Annotated in this window: 9 protein-coding genes; 6 read left to right on the top strand and 3 right to left on the bottom strand. The window is 71.2% G+C overall.

Features of this window, described 5'->3' with window-relative positions; translation table 11 throughout:
- On the top strand, positions 1–726 hold the full coding sequence (locus OHO83_RS06650) for a VOC family protein (RefSeq protein ID WP_330278869.1): 726 nt from the start codon (positions 1–3) through the stop codon (positions 724–726).
- Positions 727–1,226: 500 nt separating this feature from the next.
- Here OHO83_RS06650 and OHO83_RS06645 read toward each other — a convergent pair whose 3' ends face one another.
- Entirely contained in the window at positions 1,227–2,108 is an 882-nt protein-coding gene (locus OHO83_RS06645) for a LysR family transcriptional regulator (protein WP_116513166.1), read from the bottom strand.
- 131 nt (positions 2,109–2,239) lie between these two features.
- Here OHO83_RS06645 and OHO83_RS06640 point away from each other — a divergent pair, with 131 nt between their 5' ends.
- The 5 genes from OHO83_RS06640 (at position 2,240) to OHO83_RS06620 (ending at position 7,854) form a co-directional block, all read left to right on the top strand.
- Entirely contained in the window at positions 2,240–2,911 is a 672-nt protein-coding gene (locus OHO83_RS06640) for a succinate dehydrogenase (protein WP_266680166.1), read from the top strand.
- A gap of 3 nt (positions 2,912–2,914) precedes the next feature.
- Positions 2,915–4,864, top strand: coding sequence for a fumarate reductase/succinate dehydrogenase flavoprotein subunit (locus OHO83_RS06635; RefSeq protein ID WP_266677905.1), 1,950 nt, complete (start codon positions 2,915–2,917; stop codon positions 4,862–4,864).
- Positions 4,861–5,607: a succinate dehydrogenase/fumarate reductase iron-sulfur subunit gene (locus OHO83_RS06630; protein WP_266677921.1), complete on the top strand. Its 747-nt coding sequence runs from the start codon at positions 4,861–4,863 to the stop codon at positions 5,605–5,607. The genes OHO83_RS06635 and OHO83_RS06630 overlap by 4 nt, the downstream gene beginning before the upstream one ends.
- A gap of 106 nt (positions 5,608–5,713) precedes the next feature.
- Complete coding sequence (locus tag OHO83_RS06625) at positions 5,714–6,547, top strand: hypothetical protein (protein WP_330278868.1); 834 nt, start codon at positions 5,714–5,716, stop codon at positions 6,545–6,547.
- Positions 6,544–7,854, top strand: coding sequence for a nucleotidyl transferase AbiEii/AbiGii toxin family protein (locus OHO83_RS06620; RefSeq protein ID WP_330278867.1), 1,311 nt, complete (start codon positions 6,544–6,546; stop codon positions 7,852–7,854). Before OHO83_RS06625 ends, OHO83_RS06620 begins: the two co-directional genes overlap by 4 nt.
- A 108-nt stretch (positions 7,855–7,962) precedes the next feature.
- Here the strand turns inward: OHO83_RS06620 and OHO83_RS06615 are convergent, their stop codons facing one another.
- Positions 7,963–10,347, bottom strand: a complete 2,385-nt coding sequence (locus OHO83_RS06615) for an excinuclease ABC subunit UvrA (protein WP_330278866.1) — start codon at positions 10,345–10,347, stop codon at positions 7,963–7,965.
- A gap of 70 nt (positions 10,348–10,417) precedes the next feature.
- The gene (locus tag OHO83_RS06610; protein ID WP_329432490.1) at positions 10,418–11,425 is read right to left on the bottom strand and encodes an LLM class flavin-dependent oxidoreductase; all 1,008 of its coding nucleotides are present in this window, start codon (positions 11,423–11,425) and stop codon (positions 10,418–10,420) included.
- Between the last annotated feature and the right edge of the window lie 29 nt (positions 11,426–11,454).

Genomic DNA, 11,454 nt, shown 5'->3' with positions numbered 1-11,454 from the left:
GTGATCCGCTGGGTGTGCGCCTTCATCGACCGGCCGGAGGCACACTTCGGCGCGGCCTGCGACTTCTGGACACGGGTCACGGGGACGCGGCTGTCCGCGCCCCGCGGTGACCGCGACGAGTTCGCGACACTGCTCCCGGAGGACTCGGCCGATCCGTACCTGAAGGCGCAGGCGGTCGCCGGCCCCGGAGGCGCACACCTGGACTTCGCGGTGGACGACCTCGCTCGGACGCTGGCCCTGGCAAGCCGCCTCGGCGCGACGCCCGTCCACACGGAGGACGGCCTCGAGGTCCTGCGCTCACCCGGCGGCCAGCTGTTCTGCCTGGTCCCGTGGTCCGGCGAGCACCGGCGCCCCGCCCCCGTCACGGCCCCCGACGGGTCGACGAGCCGCCTGGACCAGGTCTGCGTCGACCTGGCCCCGGCGGTGTACGAGGCGGAGATCGACTTCTGGACGACCTTCACCGGCTGGACCTCGACGCCGGGCACGCTCCCGGAATTCCACACGATCCGCCCCCCGGCGGAACTCCCCGTACGCATCCTGCTGCAACGCCTCACGGACCCCCGCCCCACAGGCGCCCACCTGGACCTGGCCTGCACGGACATCGAGGCAACGCGCACCTGGCACGAATCACTGGGCGCGACGCTCCGGTCAAGGGGCGCACACTGGCTGGTCCTGCAAGACCCCTCGGCAACGACGTACTGCCTGACGTCCAGACCCCCCGAGTGACAACCCACGGCCCTCAGCCCTCACGACCAGAGCCGCAGGAAGCGGGGCAAACGATCAGGGCCACGGGGAACGGGGCCATCCATCACGGGTGCGCGGAACGCCGCAAGGAACGACCACGGGTCGCACCCGCAACCCAGCCTCGACCCCCACGATCAGGGGCGCGGGGAACGGCGCAAAAGACGATCACGGGCGGTACCCGCAACCGGGCCCTGACCTTCACGATCAGGGGCGCGGGGAACGGCGCAAAAGACGACCAGGAGCCGCACCCGCAACCCAGCCCCGACCCCCACGATCAGGGGCGCGGGGAATGGCGCAAAAGTCGATCACGGGCGGTACCCGCAACCGGGCCCTGACCTTCACGATCAGGGGCGCGGGGAACGGCGCATAAGACGACCACGGGCGGCACCCGCATCCCGACCGCGACGCTCACGCTCAGGGGCGCGGGGAACTGCGCAAACCCCCAAAAGACGACCCGCACACAACCACCCGGCAACAACGTGTCACCGCTCGAGCAACATCCGCTGAAGCTCCCGCGCGGCCCGAGGCGGAGCCACATCGCTGCGATGGGCCAGCGCAATGGTCCGGTGCAGCCCGGGACGGGCCAGCGGAGTCACCCGCAGATCGGCCCCCACCCGCGTAGCGACCATGTGCGGCACGACGGCCACCCCGAGTCCCGCCCGCACGAACCCCAGCACCGCGTCCATCTCCCCGCCCTCCACCGCGAAATCCGGCTCGAACCCCTCCGCCCGGCACGCGGCAACCGTCAGTTCCCGCAGGTCATAGCCGTGCCGGAACATCACAAGCCGCTCGCCCTCAAGATCGGAGATGCGCACGGACCGCCCCCGTCCGGGCCGCGGCGCATCCGGCGACGACACGACCACCAGATCCTCCCGCAGCAACTCCACCGTGGTGAGCGCGGGCGCCGGCGCGGGCAGTGGAAGCACCACGAGCGCCAGATCCAGCGCGCCGCGCGCGAGTTCGCGTACGAGGTCGTGGGAGCCGCCCTCCTCGATCATCAGGCGGATGCCGGGATACCGGTCGTGGAAGGTGCGCAGCACATCGGGCAGCAGGCCGGTGCACAGTGAGGGCGTGGCGCCGAGCCGGACCCGGCCGCTCTTGAGCTGCGCCAGCTCGTGCACCTCCTGCCGGGCCGTGTCCGCGTCGGCGAGGATGCGGCGGGCCAGCGGAAGGAGCGCCTCGCCCGCGTCGGTGAGCGTGATGTTCCCGCGGGCGCGCAGGAAGAGATCCGCGCCCAGCTCCCGCTCCAGGGACCGGATCTGCTGGGACAGCGACGGCTGGGCGACATGGACCACTTCGGCGGCCCGGGTGAAGTGCCGGGTCTCGGCGACCGCGACAAAGTACTGGAGCTGCTGGAACTGCATGACCCCCACAGTAATCGCTCGATAGCCTGTGCCTATGGAAATGAGCCGGACCATGTCTTGGACCGATCGGGCCCTCCGGCTCTAGCGTGCATGACATGGCTCTGGCAACACGGACGGACCGACGGCCGTCCATGACGCGTACGCTCTGGGACTCGTCCGTCGGCAAGAAGACAGTGATGGCCGTGAGCGGCCTGATCATGCTGCTCTACTTGGTCGTCCACATGATCGGCAACCTGAAGATCTTCTTCGGGTCGGGCGAGTTCAACCACTACGCCCACTGGCTGCGCACCGTCGGTGAGCCGTTCATGCACTACGAGTGGACGCTGTGGCTCATCCGCGTCGTACTCGTGGTCGCCGTCGTCGCCCATGCCACGTCCGCGTACCAGCTGAGCCGCCGCGACATCAAGGCCCGCCCGGCCAAGTACGTGCACAAGAAGGCCCGTTCGAGCTACGCCACGCGCACCATGCGCTGGGGCGGCATCATCCTCGCGCTGTTCATCGTGTGGCACATCCTCGACCTGACGACCGGCACCGTGCACCCGGGAGGCTTCCAGTCGGGCCACCCGTACCAGAACGTGATCGACACCTTCTCCACCTGGTACGGCAACGTCGTCTACATCGTCGCGATGCTCGCCCTCGGCCTGCACGTCCAGCACGGCTTCTGGAGCGCGGCCCAGACCCTCGGCGTGGGCAGCGCGACCCGCGACCGCGTCCTGAAGACCATCGCCAATGTTCTCGCGCTGCTGCTCACGGCCGGCTTCATCGCCGTACCCGTGGGCGTCATGACCGGATTGGTGAGCTGACCCATGAATTCCTACGCGGAGTACGCGACCGGTGAGCCGGTCGTCGACACCAAGGCCCCCGAGGGCCCCGTCAACGAGCGCTGGGACACCCGCCGCTTCGAGGCGAAACTGGTCAACCCGGCCAACCGCCGCAAGCACACCGTGATCGTCGTCGGTACCGGCCTGGCCGGCGGCTCCGCGGGCGCCACGCTCGCCGAACAGGGCTACCACGTCGTCCAGTTCTGCTACCAGGACTCCCCGCGCCGCGCCCACTCGATCGCCGCGCAGGGCGGCATCAACGCCGCGAAGAACTACCGCAACGACGGCGACTCCGTCCACCGCCTGTTCTACGACACGGTCAAGGGCGGCGACTTCCGCGCCCGCGAGTCGAACGTCCACCGCCTCGCGCAGATCTCCGTCGAGATCATCGACCAGTGCGTCGCGCAGGGCGTCCCGTTCGCCCGCGAGTACGGCGGCCTGCTCGACACCCGCTCCTTCGGCGGCGTCCAGGTCTCCCGTACGTTCTACGCCCGCGGCCAGACGGGCCAGCAGCTGCTCCTCGGCGCGTACCAGGCGCTGTCCCGGCAGATCGCCGCCGGGAACATCGAGATGCACGCGCGTACCGAGATGCTCGACGTGATCGTCGTCGACGGCAAGGCGCGCGGCATCGTCGCCCGCGACCTGATCACCGGGAAGATCGACACGTACTTCGCCGACGCCGTCGTCCTCGCGTCCGGCGGCTACGGCAACGTCTTCTACCTGTCGACGAACGCCATGAACTCCAACGCGACCGCCGTGTGGCGGGCGCACCGGCGCGGTGCGTACTTCGCGAACCCGTGCTTCACGCAGATCCATCCCACCTGTATCCCGCGCACCGGCGACCACCAGTCGAAGCTGACGCTGATGAGTGAGTCGTTGCGCAACGACGGCCGGATCTGGGTCCCGAAGGCCAAGGGCGACGACCGCCCGCCGAACAAGATCCCCGAGGATGAGCGCGACTACTACCTCGAGCGCATCTACCCCTCCTTCGGCAACCTCGTGCCCCGCGACATCGCCTCGCGTGCCGCGAAGAACGTGTGCGACGAGGGCAGGGGAGTGGGCCCCGGCGGCCAGGGCGTGTACCTGGACTTCGCCGACGCGATCAGCCGTATGGGCAGGAAGGCCGTCGAGGAGAAGTACGGCAACCTCTTCGACATGTACGCGCGGATCACCGCGGAGAACCCGTACGAGGTGCCCATGCGCATCTACCCCGCCGTGCACTACACGATGGGCGGCCTGTGGGTCGACTACGACCTCCAGACCACGATCCCGGGGCTGTTCGCGGTCGGCGAGGCCAACTTCTCCGACCACGGCGCCAACCGCCTGGGCGCGAGCGCGCTCATGCAGGGTCTGGCCGACGGCTACTTCGTGCTTCCTTCGACCATCAACGACTATCTCGCGCGCAACCCGCACCGCGATGAGGTGAGCGCCGAACACCCCGTCGTCCAGGAGGTGCTGGCCGAGACCGAGGACCGGATCAACCTCCTCCTCGCCGTCGACGGCGACCGCACCCCCGACTCCTTCCACCGTGAACTCGGCGAACTCATGTGGGAGTTCTGCGGCATGGCCCGTACGGAGGAGGGCCTGCGCAAGGCCCTCGACCGGATCCCGCAGATCCGCGAGGAGTTCTGGCGCCGCATCAAGGTGCCGGGCACCGGCGAGGAGTTCAACCAGTCGCTGGAGAAGGCCAACCGCATCGTCGACTACCTGGAGCTCGCCGAGCTCATGTGCCTCGACGCCCTGCACCGCGCCGAGTCCTGCGGCGGCCACTTCCGCGAGGAGTCCCAGACCCCGGACGGCGAGGCCGCCCGCCGTGACGAGGAGTTCTCCTACGCGGCCGCCTGGGAGTTCACCGCCACCGGCGACGCCCCCGTCCTGCACAAGGAAGACCTCGTCTTCGAGTACGTCCACCCCACTCAGCGGAGCTACGCATGAAGCTCACCCTGCGCGTCTGGCGCCAGAAGAACGCCGACGCCGAAGGCGCCATGTCCACGTACGACGTGGACGGAATCTCGCAGGACATGTCGTTCCTGGAGATGCTCGACACGCTCAACGAGGAGCTCATCCTCAAGGGCGACGACCCCGTCGCGTTCGACCACGACTGTCGTGAGGGCATCTGCGGGGCGTGCTCGCTCGTCATCAACGGTGACGCGCACGGCCCCGAGCGGACCACGACCTGCCAGCTCCACATGCGGTCCTTCCAGGACGGCGACACGATCGACATCGAGCCGTGGCGCGCCTCCGCCTTCCCCGTGGTGAAGGACCTCGTCGTCGACCGCACCGCCTTCGACCGGATCATCCAGGCCGGCGGCTACATCAGCGCGCCGACCGGGGCCGCGCCCGAGGCGCACGCGACGCCCGTGCCCAAGCCCGACGCGGACTTCGCGTTCGAGCACGCCGAGTGCATCGGCTGCGGCGCGTGCGTGGCGGCCTGTCCGAACGGCTCGGCGATGCTGTTCACCTCGGCGAAGGTCAACCACCTCAACGTCCTGCCGCAGGGCGCGCCCGAGCGCGAGACCCGCGTCCTCGACATGGTCGGGCAGATGGACGCCGAGGGCTTCGGCGGCTGCACGCTGACCGGCGAGTGCGCGACGGCGTGCCCGAAGGGGATCCCGCTTCCGTCGATCGCCGCCATGAACAAGGAGTGGCTGCGGGCGACGCGCAGGGTCAGCCGCTGATCCACGCGATGACGTCCCGCGACAAGCGCGGGGTGGGCGGGGCCGGGAGTGGTGCTCAACCTCCGGCCCCGTCATCGCGTTGACAGCCCCTTGTACGCTTCGCGGCATGATCGTGAGCCGAAGGGGGAGGGAACGGTCTCCCCTGACCACCGACCTCGTCCTGGATCGGGTGCTCGGCACCGAGGAGACGTACCGGGGTGTGGTGCGTACGCGTCCAGCCCGTGAAGTGATGTCTGAACTCTCCTGCTTCGAAGGTGAGTTGGAGACCCACCTCACCGTCGGAGATGCCTCGCAGCCGTCGGTGGCACGTCTGTCCGACTGGGCCGCCGCCCGCGGTCTCGGCTTCACTCACATCGTGCTCGCGCGTGGACGACACCGTTCCCAGCCGATGGTGACCCTGCGCGGGAACGACCGGGCCGACGCCTGGATCGAAGGCCCGGTGGCCCAAGCGGTGGACGACCTCGCACGGGACGGTTTCCGGGTCGTGCGTGCCAAGGCCGAGGCGGCGCCCTGGGCGCAGGGCGTGCCGCAGCAGGACATCGACGCCCGGCTCGCGCCGCCGCACCTGCACTTCGAGCACCATGTGAAGCTGCGCCTGACGAGGGACGCGGACCTCGACGCCCTCGCAGATCGGGTCACCGGTCACACCGCCCACCTGTCGTGGAACGCCCGCCGTACCCGGGCCGACGGGCACCAGGAGCGCTTCGTGACGCAGCGCTGCCATGGGGTGGGCCGGGCCACCGCCGAGCGGCGGCTCCACGCGCTGGTCGCGGTCCTCGCCGCGACACCCGGCGCGCGGATCCTGGAGATCGAGCGCGAGTACGTCCTGCACGACACGCATCTCGGCCTGGACGCGGGGTGGATCACCGCCCCCTCGGCCGCCGCTCCCGCGTCCACCGCTCCCTGGTCCGCGGCCTGTTCGGAGGGAACCCCGTCATGACCGGATCCACCCGGCCACCGGACGAACCGGTCTGGAGGCGCGCCCTGTTCAAGGGGGGCCACCTGCCGCACACCTCGCCCGCCGAAGAGGTGCGATGGGGACTCGACCTGCCGCGCACGCTGCTGCCCGCGCCCGACGGCCTCGACCAGCCCGCCGTCTTCGAGCCGGCGCTGCTGCAGCATGCCTACGCCTACCGGGCCGGCGACCCCCGCTTCGCCGACGAGACGCAGGCCCGCGCCTGGTTCAGGGCCCGCCGCACCGCCCTCGACCTGGTTCTCTCCGCTGTCGCGGACAGCCCGCTCGCGGGGCGGCTCGTACTGCGGGGCAGCGCCCTCATGGCGACATGGTTCGGCGACGCCGCGCGCGAGCCGGGTGACCTCGACTTCGTCGCGCCGTACGAGTGGGACGCCGACGGACCCGAGGCGCAGGCACTGTTCCCGGAGATCGCGTCCGCGGCACAGTCCGCAGCCGGGGCGTGGCAGGACGGGTCGGTGCGGGTCGAGGCCGCGGGCGCGGTCACGGAGGAGATCTGGACGTACGACCGGGTCCCGGGCCGCCGCATGCTGCTGCCGTGGACCACCCCCGGCACCGCGGGCGGCACCGTGCAACTCGACGTCGTGTACGGCGAGCTCCTGGCGGCCCCCGCCGTCCCCACCGCGCTGCGTCCACTGGGGGACGGGCCCGCCGTGCGTCTCCCCGCGGTCACCCCTGAACTGTCCCTCGCCTGGAAGGTCATGTGGCTGATCAACGACATGCACCCCCAGGGCAAGGACCTGTACGACGCCGTGCTTCTCGCCGACCGGGGGGTGCCCGCGTACGAGGTGCTGCGCGGCGCATTCGTCCTCGCGGGTGACGAGCTGCTCAGGCCCGGCGGGCGGTGGTGGCTCGAGGAGATCGCGTCGTACGCGGATGTCGGCTGGGAGCACTTCCAGCACGAGTACCCGAACGTGACCGAGACCGCAGAAGAGTACGTCGCCCGTCTGTCCGCCGCCCTGGAGCCGGTCGTCGACCAGGCGGAACGGGACGGCGACGCGCCCTCCTACGACCGCTGGGCGCGCTGGCTCACGCCGCTCGTGGAGCAGGTCCGGGACCGCGCGCCGACGGACCCCGCGACGGCCGTCGGCCACCTGGCGACGGCCGGGCTGCACGGGATGCGGGCGGCGGTCGTGGTCGTCCGTGAGGTGCTCGGCCGGGACTCCGTGAGCCTGGCGGAGGCTCTCGGTGCCGTCGTCGCCGGGGACGAGCGCTGGAGCCACTGGCGCTCGAACCCGGAGCTGACGCCCGTGGTGCTGGAGGATCTGACCTGACGGACTCGGGCGCACAGTCCCCGCACACCCCGACGCCCCCGTCACGTTCACGCCCCGATGCCGCCCTCGGGTATCCGGGGGCGTCGTCCGGACTCGGGCAGGCTTCGGTCAGCCGTGCAGCAGCCGCGCCAGATAGAGGGCGGTGCGGCTGTCGGGGGCGGTCGCCACGGCGCTCGGCGGGCCCGCGACGACGATCTGGCCGCCCTCGTCCCCGCCCCCGGGCCCCATGTCCACGACCCAGTCGGCGCCGGCCACCACCGCCATGTCATGCTCGACGACCACGACCGTGTGGCCCGCGTCGACCAGGCCGTGCAGCTGGCGCAGCAAAACCTCCACGTCGGCCGGATGCAGGCCGGTCGTCGGCTCGTCGAGGAGATACAGGGTGTGGCCGCGGCGTACCCGCTGCAACTCACTGGCCAGCTTGATGCGTTGGGCCTCGCCGCCGGAGAGCTCGGTGGCCGGCTGGCCGAGCCGGAGGTAGCCGAGACCCACGTCGAGCAGCGTGCGCAGGCTGCGCAGCACGGGCCGGGCCGTGTCGTCGTCCGCCGCCGTGAAGAACCCGGCCGCGGCCTCCACGGTCAGGTCGAGCACCTCCGCGATGTTCCGCCCCCGGTAGGCCACTTGGAGCGTCTCGGGGTTGTAGCGCGCGCCCGCGCAGTCCGGGCACGGTGTGTACGTGCTCGGCAGGAAGAGGAGCTCGACGCTGACGAAGCCCTCGCCCTGACACGTCTCGCAGCGTCCGCCCGCCACGTTGAACGAGAACCGGCCCACCCCGTATCCGCGCGCCCGCGCCTCCTCGGTGCCCGCGAAGACCTTCCGTACGACGTCGAAGAGGCCGGTGTACGTGGCCAGGTTGGAGCGCGGCGTGCGCCCGATCGGCTTCTGGTCCACGACCACGAGCCGCCCGACCCCGTCGAGCTCCTCCGAGATCTCGCCGATCAGCGTGGACTTGCCGGACCCGGAGACGCCCGTGACGGCCGTGAACGCGCCCAGCGGGAACTCCGCGCGCACGTCCCGCAAGTTGTGCCGGGTCACCGGACCGACCTTCAGCCAGCCCTGGGGCGGCCGGATCTGACGCGCGGGCGCGGGGGAGTCGTCGAAGAGGAAGCGGGCCGTCGCCGAGTCCGCGACGCCGCGCAGAGCGTCCACCGGACCGCTGTGCAGCACCCGCCCGCCGTGCTCCCCGGCCCGAGGACCCACGTCGACCAGCCAGTCCGCGCGGCGCATCACGTCCAGGTGGTGCTCGACCACGAACACCGAGTTCCCCGCCGACTTCAGACGGTCCAGGACGGTCAGCAGCGACTCCGTGTCCGCCGGATGCAGCCCCGCCGACGGCTCGTCGAGCACGTACACGACGCCGAACAGTCCGGACCTCAACTGTGTTGCCAGGCGCAGGCGCTGCAACTCGCCCGCCGAAAGTGTCGGGGTCGGCCGGTCGAGGCCGAGATAGCCGAGGCCGAGTTCCGTGACCGTCTCGATCCGAGCCCGCAGATCGTCCGTGAGTACCCGCGCCGTCTCCGAGGTGTCCTTGCCGGGGGCGAGGATCCCGGCCAGCTCCGCCAGTGGCAGCCGGGCCAGCTCGGCGATCGTGCGGCCCCCGAACGTCACCGCCAGCGCCTCCGCCCGCAACCGCGCGCCCCCGCACGCCGGACACGGCGCGCTGTCCAGGAACTTCTCCGCCTTCGCGCGCAGCGTCTGGCTCTTCGAGTCGGCGAACGTCTTCAGTACGTAGCGGTTCGCGCTCATGTACGTGCCCTGGTAGGGGCGTTGGATGCGCTCCGCGTCCCGCACAGGGTGCACCGTGACCACGGGCTGCTCGTCCGTGAACAGGATCCAGTCCCGGTCCTTCTGCGCCAGCTCCCGCCAGGGGCGGTCCACTTCGTAGCCGAGCGCGTCGAGGATGTCGCGCAGGTTCTTGCCCTGCCAGGCACCGGGCCAGGCGGCGATCGCGCCGTCGCGGATCGACAGCGACGGGTCGGGGACGAGGAGTTCCTCGGTCGTGCGGTGCACCAGGCCCAGGCCATGGCATTCGGGACAGGCGCCCGCTGCCGTGTTCGGCGAGAACGCGTCCGAGTCGAGCCGTTCCGCGCCCGCCGGGTAGGTCCCCGCGCGCGAGAACAGCATCCGCAGCGAGTTCGACAGAGTGGTCACCGTGCCGACCGATGACCGGGAGGTGGGCGCAGAACGGCTCTGCTGCAGTGACACCGCGGGTGGCAGCCCCGTGATCCCGGAGACCTTGGGGGCGCCGATCTGGTGGATGAGGCGGCGCGCGTACGGGGCGACCGACTCGAAGTAGCGGCGCTGCGCCTCCGCGTAGATCGTGCCGAAGGCCAGCGAGGACTTACCCGAGCCGGACACCCCCGTGAACACCGCGAGGACGTCCCGGGGGATGTCCACGTCGACCCCGCGCAGATTGTGCTCGCGGGCCCCGCGCACCCGTACGAAGCCGTCGTGGCGGGGGTCGGGCGAGGCGGTGTCGGACGCGCGGGGCATCGAATGCGGCTCCAGGTCGTACGGCGGTCGGGGCCCGGACCGGGCGGCGGCCGGGGCAAACCCCACCATTCTAGGCCGCGGTCAGGTGCGCGACCCGGGCCAGCCTCCGATAGGACTCCAGCAGCCCCTCGCGGTCGTAAGTGCTGGTCGTGACCAGGACTTCCTGCGCCCCGCTGTCCTTGATCAGGGCCTCCAGCTCGCTCGCGACCTGATGCTCCGTGCCCGCGATGTGGCCTCGCAGCCCGGACTCGTACTCCTCGCGCTCCTTGGCCGTCATCTCCAGTGTCGCGACGCGCTCGGCGGGCGGCAGCGGCGGGAACGTGCCGTGGGTGCGCGCGTACGCCATGGACCAGGCCTCGGGCACGAGCAGCCGACGGGCCTCCGGCTCGCTGCCGGCCACGGCGACGGTCCCGGAGATCACCACGTACGGCTCATCGGCCCAGGCCGACGGGCGGAAATCGGCGCGGTAACGGTCGATGCCGCGCAGCATCTTCTCCCGGCTCCGGAAGTCGCCGATCACCAGGGGCAGTCCCGCGCGGCCGGCGATCGAGGCGCCCTCGCCCATCGCGAGTACGAACGGCGGCACGGTGAGGCCCTCCGCCGGACGGGCATGGACGCGCGTGGCCGACGTACCGGTGAAGAACGCGAGGAGCTCGTCGAGCTGGCCCGCGAAGTCGCCCGCATCGTCCTTGTCCCGGCCCAGCGCCCTGCGGACACCGTCGGTGAAGCCGACGGAACGGCCCAGGCCCATGTCGATGCGGCCCGGGAACAGCGACTCCAGGACCCCGAACTGCTCGGCCACGACGAGGGGTTGGTGGTTGGGCAGCATCACGCCACCGGTGCCCACGCGGATCGTGCGCGTCGCCGCCGCGACCGCCGCCGCGAGGACGGTGGGCGCGGAGCCCGCGACGCCGGGCACACCGTGGTGCTCGGAGACCCAGATCCGGTGGTAGCCCAGGCGCTCCAGGTCCTGGGCGAGCGCGACGGTGTCGCGCAGCGCGTCCGGGCCGGTGTGGCCCTCGCGCGTGCGCGAGCGGTCCAGGACGGAGAAGCGGGTCGGTTCGGTCACGGTACTCACGCCTTCGTCAACGTCGTGGCGCCGTGAGG

Source organism: Streptomyces sp. NBC_00569, assembly GCF_036345255.1.
Taxonomy (GTDB): domain Bacteria; phylum Actinomycetota; class Actinomycetes; order Streptomycetales; family Streptomycetaceae; genus Streptomyces.
This window is presented reverse-complemented; position numbering and strand designations above follow the sequence as displayed.